Genomic DNA, 16,626 nt, shown 5'->3' with positions numbered 1-16,626 from the left:
CCTATTTAGAAACGGGGATATTTCTATATTTTTGCTAATAATTTAAATTTCCTTTTCTGTTCAAGAGCTAATTCATTTTCTACATAATGATTAATCAGTAAACTAACTATTTCATGAGTATATTTCCTATTAGTGAGTTTCATTAGTGCTCCAGGCTCTTTCTTAGATTGACCAGAAATTTTAATATTGCCTTGTTGGTTTTTAAATTTGTTTTTCTCCTGCGGATTCACTTGTTCTTGCTAATTATTAGGTGAAGAAACAGGAATATCTTCGCTATTTTTGATAACAACAGTAGGGATATATAGAAATATCTACTTGTTGAAATAGGGATATTTCTATATTAAAGAAGAAAATCTCAGCAATGATATGTGGTACATGTAATAGAATTAACAGATAATGCATAAATCATTGATGTCAAAAGAGATTAACTACAATGAAAATGGAACTAAAGGATATTCCTGATTTTAAAAAGATAAAAAGAATGGCGCTACTAGCTCAAAAACAATGGGGTGTTAATACTGATCAGTTGCTTAGTACAAGAAAAATATTAAACAGTTTACTTTAGAGACAAAACCATTGATGAAGGAATATCATGAGGAAGTTGCAGCGGTGAGAGAAAAGAAAAAGTCGTGGAGAAAGTTCTAGTGATGAAATTTTTTAAACTACGAAAATATAGAAATATCCCTATTCTTAAATAGGGATATTTCTATATTTCTAAATCTCTGTTAATAATTTAAATTTCCTTTTCTGTTCGGGAGTTAATTGATTTTCTACATAATGATGTATAAGTAAATCTATTATTTCATGAGCATATTTCTTAATAGTGAGCTTCATTAGTGTTCCAAGCTCTTCATGAGATTGGCTAGAAATTTTAAAACTGCCCTATTGGTTTTAAAATTCCTTTTTCTCTTATACATTCACTTTTCTTTACTCGTTTTTAGGTGAAGAAACAGGAGTATCTTTGCTATTTTTGATAACAAAACCAGGGATATATAGAAATAGGGATATTTCTATATTGGGGGTGAGGAGCACTGGGATGATATGTGGTACATGTAATAGAATTAACGGATAATGCTTAAACCATTGATGTCAAAAGAGATAGACTACAATGAAAATGAAACTAAAAGGATATTCCTGATCTTGAAGAGATAAAAGCATTGGAATTAGCTATTCAAGCAATTGATAATTTTTCTAGTAAATAACTCATCTAACTAAATAGAGTAACGGTTACTTTAGTTCAACATGAATTAAACAACATATAAGAGCCTTACTACAAAAAAATATAGTAAGGCTCTTATATTTTTATATCGAAATTAAATAACTTTATTATCAATTTACATAAGGAATATCATGAGTATGTTGCAGTGGAGAGAGAGAAGAAAAGGTTGTGGAGGAAGTTCTGGTGAGGATATTTTTTAAAAACGAAAAAATATAGAAATATCCCTATTTATACGTAGGGATATTTCTATATTTCTAAATCTCTGTTAATAATTTAAATTTCCTTTTCTGTTCGGGAGTTAATTGATTTTCTACATAATGATGTATAAGTAAATCTATTATTTCATGAGCATATTTCTTATTAGTAAGTTTCATTAGTGCTCCAAGGTCTTCCTTAGATTGACTAGAAATTTTAATACTACCTTGTTGGTTTTTAAATGTCTTTTTCTCTGGTGTTTGCTCCTTCTTTTTCTCCTGCTGATTTACTTGTTCTTGTTCATTTTTAGGTGAAAAATTAGGAGTATCTTCGCCACTTTTTGTTACAACTGAATCCTCGTTTGGGATATAAGGATCTGTTGGGTCAAAATTGCTCTTTTTTCTGCCTAATAATCCAGGAGTTCTTGCCATGTTATACACCAACCTTCATACTTTCAAAAACATTGATACGAGATAATAATTCATCACTAATTTTTTCGTATAGTTCTATTACATTTAAATCATGTCTATCATTTTCGGTAATACCGTTAACATCAAACCTTTTAATACGTTCCATCTGTGGAACGATATTTTTAAATAGGTTTTCTTCACCAAAAATTTCACGAGCATTTTCCATAATGTATTCATCCACTTTACCATTATTTTTTAATAGCACTGGAAGAATACCTACAACTTCAATATCAAGATTATATTGCTCTTTTAATTTTACTAGTTGGTTAATGTAGTTTTCTGCACCTGTAAGAGAACGTTCTTGTGTTTGTAGAGTTATAAGAACATAATCAGAAGCTACAACTGCATTTTTTGTAACTTCAATTGACATAGGTGGAACATCGATAAATATGTAATCGTATTTATGTTTTATTTTCTCAAGTAATTCCTTAAAGTAGAAATCTTCCTCTTCTTCCGAAGAACACGATTTATATAGAAATTTTGCGAAATCTTGAAAATCAACATAAGAAGGAATTAAATGTAAATTTTCCATTATTTCAACTTCTAATCCATCTAAATTCCCCTCTTGAATTCCTTTCATCAATGTTTTAGTTAAAGTTACCTTTTCGTCAGGATTAATGATAGATTTTGTTAACATAAGAGATTTTGTTGCATTACTCTGTGGATCAAGGTCAACGAGTAAAGTTCGTTTCCCCTTTTTTGCGAATTCATAAGAGTTTAATACAGCATTAGTGGTTTTACCAACGCCCCCTTTGTAATTCCCAACAGTAATTGTAATAGCCATTTATACCACTCCATTTATTTTCTAGATGATTTCCCTATATTTCTATATTTTAGTGAAAAGATTAGAAATATAGGGAAATATCTAATTATAGAAATAGGGATATTTCTATGTTATAAAGAAGATTATAGCAGTGATATGTGGTACATGCAAGAGAATCTGTCATGTATACCACTCCATTTATTTTTTGAAAAAGTCCTTATATCCCATGCTCATCAAGCTAAGAAAAGCAAATATCTCAAAACGAGAGAATTGATATTACCAGGTGAGCTGTATAAATTTTTTGTTTTGGGGGCTTTTTAAAAAAGAAACACCCATTCCTATAATTGATGTTGCATAAGTGTAACTTGATGGCAGAGGTATAGAAATAGGGATATTTCTATATTGAAAGGAGGATTATAGTTATGATAAGTGGTACATACAATAGGATCAGTAATTTTCAAGAGCTCCCTCCTATATCATTATTTCTATAATAAAAGTAGAGACATAGGGAAATATCCAATTATAGAAATAGGGATATTTCTATATTACAAGAAAGATTATAGTAGTGATAAGTGGTACATACAATAGGATCAGTAATTTTCAAGAGCTCCCCCCTATATCATCATTTCTATAATAAAAGTAGAGATATAGAGAAATACCTACTTATAGAAATAGGGATATATCTATATTGTAAAGAAGACTATAGCAGTGATAAGTGGTACATACAATGGAATCAGTAATTTTCAAAGGCTCCCCATAAACCCCCATTTTTAATAATAAAAGTAGAGGCATAGGGAAATATCTACTTATAGAAATAGGGATATATATATTGTAAAGAAGATTATAGTAGTGATAAGTGGTACATACAATGGAATCAGTAATTTTCAAAGGCTCCCCCCTATATCATCATTTCTATAATAAAAGTAGAGACGTAGGGAAATATCCAATTATAGAAATAGGGATATTTCTATATTACAAGAAAGATTATAGTAGTAATAAGTGGTACATACAATAGGATCAGTAATTTTCAAGAGCTCCCTCCTATATCATCATTTCTATAATAAAAGTAGAGACGTAGGGAAATATCCAATTATAGAAATAGGGATATTTCTATATTACAAGAAAGATTATAGTAGTGATAAGTGGTACATACAATGGAATCAGTAATTTTCAAAGGCTCCCCATAAACCCCATTTTTATAAAAAAAGTAGAAGTATAGGGAAATATCCAATTATAGAAATAGGGAAATTTCTATATTGTAAAGAAAGTTATAGCAGTGATAAGTGGTACATACAATGGAATCAGTAATTTTCAAAGGCTCCCCATAAACCCCCATTTTTATAAAAAAAGTAGAAGTATAGGGAAATATCCAATTATAGAAATAGGGAAATTTCTATATTGTAAAGAAAGTTATAGCAGTGATAAGTGGTACATGCAATAGAATCAGCAATTTATATCACGCCAGTAATTTCCCCCCTATACCTCTATTTCTGAAAACAAAAGAAGGGATATAGGGAAATATCTATTTATGGAAATAGGGAAATTTCTGTATTGTAAAGAGATTTCTAGCGGTGATATTTAGTACATACAATAGAATCAGCTGTGGATTTGAAAAAAAGATGTACCGTTTTGAAAAAAGATTAACTATTTATAAAAATTGCACCGTTGTATCCTTTTGTTTTACACATACCAGGAATAACAAGCACTAACCTCAATGGCTGCAGAAAATTTATGAATTTTTATATCCTTATTATTTTCTAGTGTATGCAGTGGGTTATCCTCAAAAGATGGAAAATCCCCTAATTTTGCATTACAATGTTTGCAATGATTTAAATAATATTCTCCGCCCATCTTTGTAGAATCTAGGTAATAGTTATTTGTGATTTCTTTCATATTTTGTAATGCATTACGACTGATACAATCTACATAGGTTAATAGTGTGAAAAATTGAATAGATTCCCAAAAAGATGAACAGTCTTCATCATCTTCATTTTCAAATTCTAATGAAATGTATCCGTTAGGAAAACAATAAGCAAAAATAGGAGTTTGTTTCCCACATCTCCAGCATGCTCTATGTAATTCTATAATCCAAAATTCAGATGATTGTGCAGTATAAATCCATTTTGAAAAAGGCTCTATTTCTTTGTAGGTTTTTGCAAAGATGTACCATGTCTTATTTTTCATGTCCCATTTTCCACCAAGGTCTTTTACTGTTTCCTTCTGAGCGTAAGGCACACACAGATTAATTCGTGGCAAGTTAATTCCCCCAGAAAATTTTATATTAATTCACTTCAGATAAATTATAACTAAAGATTCTAACTATTTAATTGTAGCACTTTCTATAATTTGGTATAATATGTATTCTAAGATAGACTTGTATAACAATAAATATATAAAATAATGATCATACAAGATTTAAGTTAAAGTGATATAATTGCTTATCGCCAAAAACATGTATTAAACGCAGGAACTCCCCTTGTTCTTAAGAATATCTTCATATCAAATTAGACTACCTACGATACCATTCAATACTCATTCACATCCAATCTCAAAATTGAAATCTTGGAGTTTATTTATAAAAGTATACAAGCTCAAAGTTTAAAAATATAGAAATCCAAATTGTAACATTTGAATTTTGAATGAAATGGGGAATCGGGATATGTTTGATATATTACAAACTTATACTGCAGTGTATGAACGGAAGGAACTTGAAAAGGAATATTCTGATTTAGTTGCTTCTGAAAAACCATGTAATGTTATTCCTTCATATTGGACTTTGGGAGTTTTGGGGATTATTGGTTTAATTTTTATTGTTTTAGTTCTTGGGTCAGATTTTTTTCAAACTTTATCTACAACTTCTTTATTAGGAAGTGTTTTTTATGCTATTGGGTATATTATATTATTTGTAATAGCACTTATTATATTAGCACTAATTTTATTTGTAGTAGGTATACTTGTAAAACTCTTAAATTATATTTTTGGACTGTTTATTCGAAGAACTACAGCACATCAATTAAAATTAAATGAAATATCGCATAAAAAGAAGGTCCTTCAAGATAAATATAATGAACTAAATCATGTGTTGTTAAATTCACATATTCCAGCAGAATTTCAGGACTTGGAAATTTTAGAGTTTTTAAATAAGGTGATTAAGCAGAGGAGAGCAAGTACAATACCAGAGGCAATTAATCTTTATGTAGCTGAAATGCAACACCAAGAACAGTTAAATAAAATCACTGCATTAGAGGCTCAATCAAATAGAAAAATTAAGGTATTAGAACAAGATTTAGCCCAAGCTCATAAAGCAGCAAAAAAAGCTCAGAAAACGGCAGATTCAGCCTTTTTCATTTCTATATTTAAGTAAACAAAAAGACCTTCAGGATTGCACCTAAAGGTCTTTTTATAAGTTAGAAATCAATCTCTTCGTTATCTTCTTCAGAAATACCACCAAGTACTTCCTTAGCGTCAATAATTTTACCTTCTTGGAGAACAGGCTCCTCTGTTTTAAAATCTTCCTGTCTCTGTGCAGGAACAAGTCCATTAGTAAGTAGAAGATCCAATTTATTTTCGACTGTATCTAAAAGATTTAATCTCTGTTCTACAGTATCTAATTTCTGCAGTAGTTGCTCATAACGTTTTTCATTTTCTACCAGTTCAACAATAAATGCTGTTAATTGTCTACTATTAGCTTTTTCATTAAGGATCCTATATACATCTTCAGGCATATTATCAGCATGTAATGCCATTTTTCTATTTTTAGCCATTATCAGCACGTCCTTTTATTTTAAGCTAGCTGTCCCTTCATTTCATCAATTACTTTTAATTCTAATGCAGTTAGATTAATTGTACGTGAAGTTGGAGCAAATACTTCTTTGTCGCTATTTTGAATAATATCGTTCAAGAAGAAGTGATTGTTTTTAGCAGCCATTTCAGACATATGATTCAATAAAGCGAGACGGATGTATGGTTCTAAAACGGGTGCTTCGCCTCCGATATAAATGAATTTCAATACTGTATTCGTACTAGATGGGATGAATACATCAAGAATTTTAGCAACTAAAATTCTTGCATATTCTTTCAGTGCCTCTACAATTTCATTTGTAAAATCATATTCTTCACCAGTATTTTCATTCGATAGTACATACTTTTGTACTTTATATTTATTAACTATAAATTTCTCTAATGTTCTTAGATCCTTAAAGTATTGAATCAATTTTTCTTTTCTAAAGCGTTCTAGGTATCCCAAGAATGGCTCAATATCGATAACTTGGAAAGAATCTCTGTGCTTAGGTGTAGTAAGCCCTTTACCTAATCGCACAGCATCTGTAGAACCGCCACCAATGTCAGTTAAAACTACTTCATAGTCATCGAATCGCTCAGATTCATAGCGCTTTTCAATACTAATTACATTTGTATTCTGATCTTTTGAAACCATTTTATATTTTAAAGAATGTCTAGCAACTTCTGATTCATTTCTACATTTTGCTGATTGGACTGTAATAGTTAGTTCTTTCTCCATTCCTGGTGTTAACACTTTAACTTTATGTTCACCGTTAAATCTTTCTTCCATTTTTTTATGGGCAATGCTAAATTTCTCTTCGCGTTTTAAAAGCCAAATTGGAAGCATCATACTCATGTGTTCAATTTCAATTTCATTATCTTCTTGATCAGCATTAAGGGCATGATAATATGCAATTGCTCCTAAAAAGCATACGTATGGGATAGGACTATTTATTTTATCGTGCATCTTATTTACATGTGAGTTTGCTAACTGATTATCTTCAGCCAATTGCCCAACTAAATAGTAAGACTCTTCACCTTCGATTTCAGTGGAAATTAGTAATCTATCCAGTAAATCTTCTGGTTTAGAAATACGATCAACAAGTAAATCCTCAGCTTGTTTCTTTGAAATCTTAACTACATTCGTTGCAAGTTCAATATAATAACCATCAACCATGAAATTATTAAAACTATTTCCGAAATCCGCTACTTTTCTTCCAATTTTCATTTATAATTCCCCCTTTATAAATTAAGTACGACTTAAGTGCTACTTTTGATTATGCTTTAGCGCATTTAATCAAAAATAAGAACATTTTAAATAATAAGTACGACTTGAATCGTACTTATTATTTAATTAACCTATATACTTAAAAAATTCAAAATAAACAAGGAAATACCTTCTTTCAAACGAATTAAACACATAACAGTTAGACGCCGACATGTCGAACATAAATGATGATGAATAACAGTAAAACAGCAACATGACCGACATGAATGATGGTCAACAACAATGTAATGACAACATGACCAACATGGATGATGGTCAATAACAATACAATGACAACATGACCGACATGAATGATGGTCAACAACAATGTAATGACAACATGACCGACATGAATGATGGTCAACAACAATGTAATGACAACATGACCGACATGGATGATAATCAATAACAATGTAATTACAACATGTCGGACATCGATAACAACAAATGACGATGAGGGGAGGACGATGGAATGGATAGGGAAGAACCTTATAAGAAAACATATTCCCTTGCAGATATAGCAAGGATGCTTGGGAAGCCACGGACAACCCTTCAGGCCTGGCGGGATCAATTCAAACCATACTTACCAACCGTCGCTGGGACGAAGGGGCGAACGCTGAGATATGAACAGGAAGCATTAGAGCTTTTTAAATTAATTGCTAATATGAAAGATGCACAAGAACCACCAGAAATAATAGAACAGATGTTAAAACAAAATGTAGATTATATTGTAGTAGAAGAGAGTGATGAAGACAACGAAATAACGAAACCAATTATTCAGACGATGTATGAGAGTATGAAAGAGGTTTCTATATATTTTCAAGAACAAAAAGCTATGAATATGGAACTTTTAAAACGCATAGACAATTTAGAACAAACTAATCAAACACTAACGAACAAGATTGATGAACAGCAAAAGACTATTGATAGAAAAATAAACAATCGAGATCAGCAGTTATTAGAAGTGGTTCGAGAAATACAAGAAACCAAGAAGTTAGTTGCGTCTTCTCAACAAGAAAAATCATGGTTCGCTAAACTATTTAAAAAATAACTTAAATAATACGTAAAAAAGTAGGGAAGATTGTAAAAACATACAAGCTTCCCTACTTTTTTGTGAATTTTATATATTTCCCCAAATAATCACAAAAATTAAGAAACAGTCTTCTGTCGGAAAATGATAAAGAACATACTTATAATGTTTCTCCTTTAGGATAGAATACTGTATTTATTAAATCTTGTTTAAAAAATAAAATCATTATAAACATTAGAATCTATTTTAGAGATGCTAGACTAGCTGTATCAAGTGATTCAAGATTTTACCTTAGTAAATTACAAGGTTAATTTATGAGTAAATGATAGAATTTTCAGTTTCGTATGAATGGAAATTTCATAGCTGAATAGTTTAGAAAAAGAGAAATAATTATAAGATCTGAGAGGTGTTTTGAATTCCTTTTTTGGGAAAATAGTACGTTGCTCGGGGATTATAAGAATACATGACAAATAGCCTTGCTAATTATATTATTTTTGAGCAAGGCTAAGTTTTAGATGTTTTTTTATTAGGGCTTTAGAGCGCCCATTTTTTGCAAAATGGAATCCATTTTCTTGTTATTAAGCCAGTCTATAATTGGAAGTTTGCTTTCATATTTTTGTGCATGTTCCATGTTAGTTATGGCTTTTTTCGCTTCATAATCGTTACGCTCTGTTCTTTGTTTGGATTTTTCAGCGAACATTTTCATAAAATGAGCAGGATTACTTATTTCAGCTTGATTATATTCAAACCATTCAACGCATTTTTCAAAATCCCATCTTTGATAACGATCAATTCTTTGCGGTATTCTTAAGGCTATAGTATAAGCGTCCTGTTCTGTTAAATATGTTACAGGTTGACTTGTTATATAGCGATATGCCTTTTTCTGATCTTCACTTAAATAATCATTTAAATCTTGTGATCTATCAATAGCATTTTGTGAATTAGTATTTGATCTTTCTAGTTCTTCAAAATTTAAAATATCTATGCCATTAGATAAAGTATTCTTTTCTTCATGTTTAGATTCAATAACTTTTTTAAAGAGTTTTTTCTTTAAAAATTTAGTGAAAGTAGAACAGACATCAATTGCTAAAGCCCATTTCATCTTGAAATATTCAATGATTTTTAAATAATTACTATGTAGAGTTAAAATGTAAATTGAAGGGGCAATTTTACCATGTCTTCGTACTTTGATTTGTTGGCACACTCCCAAGTCTTGTAACCAATTAAACACGTAGTTAATAATTGGTTTTGAAATACCTGATTTTTTACTGATATGATCTTGCTTTACTTGGGAATACCCTTCTTGTACTAAATATGATAAAACAGTTTCTAATGCTTCATATTTTCGTTTGGTAAGATAATCCTTTGTAGTAACACCTTCATATTCTAGGACAATATTATCAATATAAGTAGTAACTTTCTTGATTGCTTGATTAATAGCCCCAGGTGTTTTGGATAAGTGTTTGATTCGGGGACTTAATTCGGACTTTGCTCGACTGAGCAAAAAGTTTTGAAGTAACACAAAAGAACCTCCTATTTTTCCCACCACAAATAAATAAGAAAACAGAGGTTTTATATTCACATAGTATGTACCTTATGATATAATTTTAATATCAAGCATGATATTAAAAAAAAACACATACATTTGTAGTGTGAATTAAAACCCTATCTTTTGGAGTTTTTAATTGGATCCGGTCGCCAAACTAGAAACCAATTAAAAACTGGACGGTGGGTTTTTTTTTTGTTTTGGTTTATAAAACCTGCGTACATAGATAAGTTATTTATATTCTACAATTCCGTTTGGAGAATATCAACACTTAAAGTTCATATTTAATGTTAAAGAGAAAAATATAGTTTAAATTATTATTCATTTGCCCTAAATAGTCTTAATATTCCGTCTATTAATGAGAAAAATAAGGAGTTTTTTGTTATGGTATAATCGCCTTAAATGTATATATTTCTGAATATTTTATGAACTGAACTGAATATAGCTGAAACAGAGGTGAATATATATGAAGAATCTAGCAAAAGAAATTGATGATTACATATCATTTAAAAATATGACATACACAGACCTTGCAAAAGAGGTTGGTGTTGCTAAATCAACCATTTCAAATTACTTTAACAAGAATAATGCGTTATCAGTATATACTTTTTCTAAAATTATATATATTGTTTTTGAAGGGGAAAAAGATAAGCAAGAACAAATGATTATTAATTATTTAAGTACTTTAAAAGATAGAATGAATATAAATGTAAAAGTTGCATTTGCAATTGCACATTTAAATGATTACTTGAAATTAATGAAGTTTCTTTCGCAGCTATGTAAGAAAAGTGAAGACATTGAAATGAGGCGATTGGAAAAGGTTTTCAGTTTATATATTGCACGTTTGGATGGAAAAAATGTTAAAGATGTATATTTAGATATTGAGAAAGCTAGAACCATGACTAATAAAAAAAATTACGATATAGAAATCTATTGTGACATACTTAGCATGCTAATTTTATGTGATTTAGGTGATTTTGGATTGATGGAAGGATATAAGATTAGGATTGAAAATAATATGAAATTAGTGACTAATAGTTATTTAAAGAATTTATATTATTTTTGGGTAAAAGAACTATGGAGTTATTCGCTTTTAAGAAAAGATATGGGTAAAGATTTTGAAGAAAATAATACATATTTAAGGACATATAGAGATCTAAAATTTTTCCCGGTCATGGAAGCATTTTTGAATATTAGGCGTGGAGAAAGTTACATGTTCTCTGATTACAATAAGTCTTTAAAATTCTTTTTGGAAGCTCTAAATATATTGAGTGGGGCGAAAGAGAGTTTAAAATTTGCAATAGCGTTAAACGATATTAATTTTATTAGAATTGTCTGGTGGAAAGATATAGATAAAATAGTATTTAATAAACTTCATCCGGCTGAATTTGCACTTTTTTTAATTAAGGAAGGGAAAAAAAGTAAAGCTATAAGTATATTAGAAAAAATTGAAACTCAAAAAGGGTACTTATCACCATTGCAGACATGCTATATGGGGATGGCTAAGGATGATTTAGCATTAATAAAGAAATCTATTAATATGTTTAAGTCAAATAATGATTTCTTGTATGGGAAATTTGCAGAAGGGGTATATGAAGAATATGTAGAAATTTTAATGTAGTTTTTACAGGAAGGGGCGAATAGAGTGAAAAAGTTATTTGGATTGATAGTAGTTACCTTAATTTTGATAACAATAGTAAATGGTTTATCAGATAAATTTGTAGCACATCAATGGCATTTTAAATATAAACATGTTGATAATCAATTTGTTTCTTATATGAATGTAGATCCTGGTGAAGGATCTACGAATTTATTTGAATTACATGAATCTAATTTGAAATATACAGTTAATAAAGACATGATGAATAGAATGGTTGATCCCGGTGGTGGCGGCTGATTCTTAATCTTGTTTATTTAAAAAAGACATCGTTTAAACGGTGTCTTTTGTGCTTTTATAAAATGTTTTATAAATTTCTAAATAAGGAATTGCGAAATTTATGTGTCTAAATTCACAATCTAAAAATGGAGGGATAGACATGAAATTAAGTATATATGAGCTTACAGAGATTATAAAAGAGATGGATTTACAAACATTTGGTGAAATTATTGAATTATGTTCAGAATATAGCTGTAAAGAAGAATAAGAGAGTCTCAATCGTAGGGACCCTCTTATTCTTCTTTATCAATTTGCATCTTTAATTTGCTTGCATATTTTAGTAATTCTTCTTCAATTCTAGGTTTGTGTTTATCTGGAACGCTCATGTACTTTTCATAAAGCAGTCGTGCTAGACGTTCAACAGGATCTTCTCCCTTTATCGTATTTAATAATTCTTTATCAGGGATTTCGCTCTTTAATAAAGAAGCTGTATTAACGTCAAAATAATTTGCGATTTCCTCTAATTTGTTTAGGCGTGGTTTTTTTTCTCCTGTTTCCCAACTAGAAACAGTCCTATACGTAGTTTTAAGATCTTCCGCCATTTCTTTGCGATTTACTCCTTTTAAAGCCCTTAATTTCTTTATGTTTTTTCCTAGTACGTTTTCTTCAATTTTCATATAAGTTATCACTCCAATTTTAAACAAGTAGGTTTTAAGAAGAATATTCACTTTTTATCACTTAAAGTGTAAAAAATATGAACTTTAAGTGTTGACTTTAGGCTAAAAGACGAATAAACTGTAAATAAGGGGTGAGATATTTGACAGTTCTAAGAGAAATTCGTGAATCACAGGGCTATACAATTAATGATGTTTCAAACGGTTCCAAAATTCCAGTCAGTACTTTGTATGATGTAGAATCAGGAAGAAAAGGTCTGATTTCTAGTCGTGCAAAAAGTATTGCGGATTTCTTGGAAGTACCTATCGAGAGCCTCTTTTTCGCAACATACTATCGGGCAAGGTGGGAATGAAGCAATGCTTAGTAATATACAATTATACATTTATATTTTAAATCAGTAATGAAGAAAAGGTACAATTTTATTATTATTTTTTTAGTTTTTTTAATCTGAAAATTCTGTTTTTTTATAGGAAACTGCATATCATTTGAGGAAGCTGTTATTCATGTTGAAACGTTCGCACTAGAAGGATACTTGATTAACGAAGAAATATTCTCTTTTGAAATCAAAGAAGATGGTGAAATTATTAAGCACATGGTGAAGGACCAGAAGCAGGCCGCACCATCAACACCACTACAGATTATTACAAAACCGCAACTCAGAAAAATTAGAAGGTAATCTTCCTACAACGGGAGGGAAAGCTGAGAATCCGCATTTGAAATGGATTGGATTTGCATGTATCGTCCTTGTCATAATAGGATTCGTATTTGCAATAAGAAATCGTAAAAAAGCAGAATGAAGCCGAAAAGAAGATAAAAGGTAGTGACTGGAGTCTATGTCGGTAAAGCGAAAAATTTAGGGGAACTTGGGGAAGAAATTGGGCGGCGCAAAAGTTTCTGGCTTTCTAAAGAACTGATGTTTTGCTAATCGTCAGTAAATGAAAAAATTGGAAGGAGCATCGTACGTGTTAGGTGTAGCAAAGAAGTACACAAGGATGATTAAAGAGCTGGTAGGAGTGGATATGATTCCTGGTGTCATAAAAGCTTGTTTTGGAGCTTATAGATCGGTTATAGAAAGACTGAACGAGGCGACTGATAATTTCATTTTTATTTTTGATCCAAAAGGCATTTTCTATGAGGATACTCATATGGAAAAGCAAGAACAAGGGTATCACATACTCAAACATGATTTACTGGCTGGTTATGAAACACTTCAAATGGATATAAAGCAAAAAGCGGTTGTGTATATTCGTGTAGAAACAGAACAAAGCACTTATGAAGAAAGAGGGGAAGCATTATCAAGTTTTCTTCTGAATCTAACAGAATGCAAGAATATAAGACCAATTCACCTGGTATTTCATCAATATGATTTGTACCCGATCCCTCATATGGAGCAGTTTTTAAAAGCTAGCGCAACTTACCACATTCATCATTCAATCGTAGTTGAATCTCAATCCGTATTACAGCAGATATATGGAAAAGAGGCAGCACAACGCATTATCACTTCGTACAACACAACAATCCTAGCATGATATCAAGCACTCGTTCACTATTTTATCCTGTCTAGATGGCTAGAAAACTATACAATGGAGAAGCGTCTTTCTCCCTTCTTTATCAAAAATAGGAGGCGTTCATATGGGAAAAGAACAAAGGCTCACATTCTATGATATTGCCGCATCACAGGCTCATAGTGTTAAAACTTTTGATGGAAAAACATACGAACTGAAAGGTGCCATCGCAATTGAAAATAGCACAGGAAGCATCGAAAAGGTGGCTCAAATTTATTATCAAGTGCGCTCGGTTAGAGATGAACATCAAAACTTAATTGCCAAACGGAAAAATAAAAAAGCGGAATTAGTAGCTGTAAAACAAAAGTGTAAATAAAAAAGCGATTTTGAAGTGTGCTGAGAACATAGCACAAAGTAATTTGCTCTTTGACAATTTAGATATATATTGCGTATGTCTTTCTTCCTTAAAGTAGTGATGTAGAAGGATGATATGCGGAAAATATATATGCGTGCCTCCCTTCAAAAGGTCACTAGAGGGGGTAGGTATACGATTATCGTTTGATGAGTAAGATCGTAAAATTCATCTGTGACCATTGGGAAATGCATTGTATCAAAGATCTGTTTGTGTCAGTAATCGTGAGGAATATCCCATGTTGACATTCTGAAGAAGCGACGAACATTACAAACAGTAGATACATAAGGTTCTACGTTCACGCCAAAATATGTAGTGCGGTATTGGGCATATAGAAGCTAGGTCGGGATTAGTCTCTATATGCATGCTAATACAGGGTTCTTCATTCCAGCCATAAATGATATTTCCATTTTCCATCCCATTTTCCTATAAATGTTATAAAGTAAAAACGGATGTTGAAGTTAAAATGTGTCTCATCACACTTCAAAATCGCTTATAAAAATATGGCATAGGGAGGAACAAATATGAGTCGTAAAGGGTGGATCATTTCCGCTGTTGTTGGACTATTAATTGCAATTGGTATTGGTTCAACATTTGTCTTTAGCTCTGGAAAAGGGGAAGTCATGGAACTTAGTCCTTTAGAAATGAAGAAGTTCATGAGTGAGGATGGAACAGGTTTTGTTATGTTGAATAATGATAAAAAAACAAGAGAAGATATACTCTTTAAAGTTGGGAAATTAGCAAAACAAAACAATATCCTGGTGAAAGAATTATTTGGAGGTAGAGAGGATGTACCAAGAACAAGTAATCAGCACGACTTCGGCTTGTCACAAAAACGTGATACCCTTGCTTACTATGAAAAAGGACAGTTGAAGAAAGCAATAAAGTTTGAAGAGATTAAACCGTCTGAATTTGAAAAAGAAGTAGGATTCTTTATTCAAAATTGCAAAGAGCAATACCAGAAGTAATCACATAATCATTGAAAGGTGGTGATACAGTGGCGATTACACAGAAGGAATTAAAAAAAGAAAAAGAAATGGTAGCAAACCTATTAAAAGCCAATGGTCAGGATTATAACCATTGGCTTCATTTACATTATCAGAAATGTATTGAAGAAAATCAAGATTTAGTAATGAAAGCTTTACAAGCATATAAGGCAGCACCAACCGAAGTAAAGGAAGACAGCAAGTCGAATGAGTCAAGTCAGCGTAGCAACGTATAAGAAGCCAAAAATGAAAAGGGAGTGAATGTATATGTTTAAAACAATAGCTCAAATGTTAGTGTTAGGTGATGCAATGGATGGTCTAATTAATACAGGTAATTCATTTATTACTTGGATGCAAAGAGGAGCAATGGTGAGTACAGCTATTGTATTTTGCTGGGGCGCTTATCTATTAATTTGGGGTGGTGAACGAGGAAGACATAAATGTATTTGGTGGTTTATTGGTGGGGCAGCCGGACTCGTTATCGTAATGGGATGCCAATACTTAGCAGAGAGCGTAAATAGTAATGTCAAATTTGGTCAAATTTTATTCCCGTTTCTTTGGATGAAATAGTGAACAAATATAAATAAGGCAATGAGGAAGCTATGCAAAGGGTATGGCTTTTTTTGTTGCCCTTTTTTTATGAAATTCGAATTTTATAAAAATAGAATTGAGGATAATCCTTATAAATAAAAGCTCCACTCTCAAAAGGGTGAGAGTAGAGCTTATGGATGAAATTACTGAGTTCTTGGGATGGTGAACATCAGCACATAAATAATATCATGAGTATTTAGAAAAAACATTGAGTAAATATTTCCGATTTTTCAAATTATAGTTAATTGTTTTTCGATAAACAAAAGCGCTATTTTAAACGGTTTGGAAAGTTTATATACAATTCAAATTAA

At 31.1% G+C, this 16,626-nt stretch carries 18 protein-coding genes and 2 pseudogenes; 12 read left to right on the top strand and 8 right to left on the bottom strand.

All coding sequences use genetic code 11. The annotated features are described in order from the left end of the window. Window positions 1-23 precede the first annotated feature (23 nt). Window positions 24-266: pseudogene (locus JTF23_RS27825) on the bottom strand (hypothetical protein). Between the two features lie 167 nt (window positions 267-433). Here JTF23_RS27825 and JTF23_RS28125 point away from each other — a divergent pair. After that, window positions 434-565: a hypothetical protein gene (locus JTF23_RS28125; RefSeq protein ID WP_275959710.1), complete on the top strand. Its 132-nt coding sequence runs from the start codon at window positions 434-436 to the stop codon at window positions 563-565. Window positions 566-1,473: 908 nt separating this feature from the next. Here JTF23_RS28125 and JTF23_RS14025 read toward each other — a convergent pair. The 3 genes from JTF23_RS14025 to JTF23_RS14015 form a co-directional block, all read right to left on the bottom strand. Further along, window positions 1,474-1,845: a hypothetical protein gene (locus JTF23_RS14025; protein ID WP_199715577.1), complete on the bottom strand. Its 372-nt coding sequence runs from the start codon at window positions 1,843-1,845 to the stop codon at window positions 1,474-1,476. 1 nt (window position 1,846) lies between these two features. After that, window positions 1,847-2,668, bottom strand: coding sequence for a ParA family protein (locus tag JTF23_RS14020; protein WP_016103729.1), 822 nt, complete (start codon window positions 2,666-2,668; stop codon window positions 1,847-1,849). Window positions 2,669-4,327: 1,659 nt separating this feature from the next. After that, window positions 4,328-4,903: a DUF5710 domain-containing protein gene (locus tag JTF23_RS14015; RefSeq protein ID WP_199715766.1), complete on the bottom strand. Its 576-nt coding sequence runs from the start codon at window positions 4,901-4,903 to the stop codon at window positions 4,328-4,330. 403 nt (window positions 4,904-5,306) lie between these two features. Here JTF23_RS14015 and JTF23_RS14010 point away from each other — a divergent pair, with 403 nt between their 5' ends. Continuing rightward, the gene (locus JTF23_RS14010; protein ID WP_199715764.1) at window positions 5,307-6,011 is read left to right on the top strand and encodes a hypothetical protein; all 705 of its coding nucleotides are present in this window, start codon (window positions 5,307-5,309) and stop codon (window positions 6,009-6,011) included. 43 nt (window positions 6,012-6,054) lie between these two features. Here the strand turns inward: JTF23_RS14010 and JTF23_RS14005 are convergent, their stop codons facing one another. Together JTF23_RS14005 and JTF23_RS14000 are read right to left on the bottom strand one after the other, a co-directional pair. After that, window positions 6,055-6,411, bottom strand: a complete 357-nt coding sequence (locus JTF23_RS14005; protein ID WP_204209022.1) for a hypothetical protein — start codon at window positions 6,409-6,411, stop codon at window positions 6,055-6,057. Between the two features lie 20 nt (window positions 6,412-6,431). Further along, window positions 6,432-7,655, bottom strand: coding sequence for a ParM/StbA family protein (locus JTF23_RS14000; RefSeq protein WP_088233080.1), 1,224 nt, complete (start codon window positions 7,653-7,655; stop codon window positions 6,432-6,434). A 511-nt stretch (window positions 7,656-8,166) separates the two neighbouring features. Between JTF23_RS14000 and JTF23_RS13995 the strand changes: the two genes are divergently transcribed. Beyond that, entirely contained in the window at window positions 8,167-8,745 is a 579-nt protein-coding gene (locus JTF23_RS13995) for a DUF3967 domain-containing protein (RefSeq protein WP_002107196.1), read from the top strand. A gap of 505 nt (window positions 8,746-9,250) precedes the next feature. Here the strand turns inward: JTF23_RS13995 and JTF23_RS13990 are convergent. Beyond that, window positions 9,251-10,246: a Replicase RepFR55 gene (locus JTF23_RS13990; protein ID WP_204209021.1), complete on the bottom strand. Its 996-nt coding sequence runs from the start codon at window positions 10,244-10,246 to the stop codon at window positions 9,251-9,253. Window positions 10,247-10,736: 490 nt separating this feature from the next. Between JTF23_RS13990 and JTF23_RS13985 the strand changes: the two genes are divergently transcribed. Then, window positions 10,737-11,891 (top strand): AimR family lysis-lysogeny pheromone receptor, encoded by a 1,155-nt coding sequence (locus JTF23_RS13985; protein ID WP_204209020.1) that lies wholly within the window; start codon window positions 10,737-10,739, stop codon window positions 11,889-11,891. A gap of 24 nt (window positions 11,892-11,915) precedes the next feature. Continuing rightward, window positions 11,916-12,167 carry a hypothetical protein gene (locus tag JTF23_RS13980; protein ID WP_204209019.1) on the top strand — a complete coding sequence of 84 codons (252 nt, stop codon included), beginning with the start codon at window positions 11,916-11,918 and terminating at the stop codon, window positions 12,165-12,167. Window positions 12,168-12,439: 272 nt separating this feature from the next. Here the strand turns inward: JTF23_RS13980 and JTF23_RS13975 are convergent, their stop codons facing one another. After that, entirely contained in the window at window positions 12,440-12,823 is a 384-nt protein-coding gene (locus JTF23_RS13975; RefSeq protein ID WP_098270655.1) for a helix-turn-helix domain-containing protein, read from the bottom strand. Between the two features lie 140 nt (window positions 12,824-12,963). On the opposite strand from JTF23_RS13975, the gene JTF23_RS13970 reads away from it, so the two are divergent. The 7 genes and pseudogenes from JTF23_RS13970 (at window position 12,964) to JTF23_RS13940 (ending at window position 16,294) form a co-directional block, all read left to right on the top strand. Beyond that, window positions 12,964-13,173 (top strand): helix-turn-helix domain-containing protein, encoded by a 210-nt coding sequence (locus JTF23_RS13970; protein WP_204209018.1) that lies wholly within the window; start codon window positions 12,964-12,966, stop codon window positions 13,171-13,173. Window positions 13,174-13,329: 156 nt separating this feature from the next. After that, window positions 13,330-13,618 (top strand): annotated as a pseudogene (locus JTF23_RS13965) (LPXTG cell wall anchor domain-containing protein); the annotation flags it as partial. Window positions 13,619-13,783: 165 nt separating this feature from the next. Continuing rightward, on the top strand, window positions 13,784-14,350 hold the full coding sequence (locus JTF23_RS13960) for a TraM recognition domain-containing protein (protein ID WP_204209017.1): 567 nt from the start codon (window positions 13,784-13,786) through the stop codon (window positions 14,348-14,350). Between the two features lie 103 nt (window positions 14,351-14,453). Further along, window positions 14,454-14,702, top strand: a complete 249-nt coding sequence (locus JTF23_RS13955) for a hypothetical protein (protein ID WP_016128127.1) — start codon at window positions 14,454-14,456, stop codon at window positions 14,700-14,702. Between the two features lie 560 nt (window positions 14,703-15,262). After that, the gene (locus JTF23_RS13950) at window positions 15,263-15,706 is read left to right on the top strand and encodes a hypothetical protein (protein WP_199640328.1); all 444 of its coding nucleotides are present in this window, start codon (window positions 15,263-15,265) and stop codon (window positions 15,704-15,706) included. 29 nt (window positions 15,707-15,735) lie between these two features. After that, window positions 15,736-15,960, top strand: a complete 225-nt coding sequence (locus JTF23_RS13945; RefSeq protein ID WP_204209016.1) for a hypothetical protein — start codon at window positions 15,736-15,738, stop codon at window positions 15,958-15,960. Window positions 15,961-15,991: 31 nt separating this feature from the next. After that, the gene (locus tag JTF23_RS13940; RefSeq protein ID WP_374100898.1) at window positions 15,992-16,294 is read left to right on the top strand and encodes a hypothetical protein; all 303 of its coding nucleotides are present in this window, start codon (window positions 15,992-15,994) and stop codon (window positions 16,292-16,294) included. Window positions 16,295-16,626: the final 332 nt, after the last annotated feature.

The organism is Bacillus sp. RIT 809 (assembly GCF_016892495.1).
GTDB classification, from domain to species: domain Bacteria; phylum Bacillota; class Bacilli; order Bacillales; family Bacillaceae_G; genus Bacillus_A; species Bacillus_A cereus_U.
The sequence above is the reverse complement of the archived record's forward strand: the minus strand, read 5'-3'. Positions and strand labels throughout refer to the sequence as shown.

Excerpts from the sequence above, each read along its gene's own strand:
- JTF23_RS28125 (WP_275959710.1), top strand. The coding sequence starts at position 434 with ATGAAAATGGAACTAAAGGATATTCCTGATTTTAAAAAGATAAAAAGA.
- JTF23_RS14025 (WP_199715577.1), bottom strand. The coding sequence starts at position 1,845 with ATGGCAAGAACTCCTGGATTATTAGGCAGAAAAAAGAGCAATTTTGAC.
- JTF23_RS14020 (WP_016103729.1), bottom strand. The coding sequence starts at position 2,668 with ATGGCTATTACAATTACTGTTGGGAATTACAAAGGGGGCGTTGGTAAA.
- JTF23_RS14010 (WP_199715764.1), top strand. The coding sequence starts at position 5,307 with ATGTTTGATATATTACAAACTTATACTGCAGTGTATGAACGGAAGGAA.
- JTF23_RS14005 (WP_204209022.1), bottom strand. The coding sequence starts at position 6,411 with ATGGCTAAAAATAGAAAAATGGCATTACATGCTGATAATATGCCTGAA.
- JTF23_RS14000 (WP_088233080.1), bottom strand. The coding sequence starts at position 7,655 with ATGAAAATTGGAAGAAAAGTAGCGGATTTCGGAAATAGTTTTAATAAT.
- JTF23_RS13995 (WP_002107196.1), top strand. The coding sequence starts at position 8,167 with ATGGATAGGGAAGAACCTTATAAGAAAACATATTCCCTTGCAGATATA.
- JTF23_RS13985 (WP_204209020.1), top strand. The coding sequence starts at position 10,737 with ATGAAGAATCTAGCAAAAGAAATTGATGATTACATATCATTTAAAAAT.
- JTF23_RS13975 (WP_098270655.1), bottom strand. The coding sequence starts at position 12,823 with ATGAAAATTGAAGAAAACGTACTAGGAAAAAACATAAAGAAATTAAGG.
- JTF23_RS13955 (WP_016128127.1), top strand. The coding sequence starts at position 14,454 with ATGGGAAAAGAACAAAGGCTCACATTCTATGATATTGCCGCATCACAG.
- JTF23_RS13950 (WP_199640328.1), top strand. The coding sequence starts at position 15,263 with ATGAGTCGTAAAGGGTGGATCATTTCCGCTGTTGTTGGACTATTAATT.
- JTF23_RS13940 (WP_374100898.1), top strand. The coding sequence starts at position 15,992 with ATGTTTAAAACAATAGCTCAAATGTTAGTGTTAGGTGATGCAATGGAT.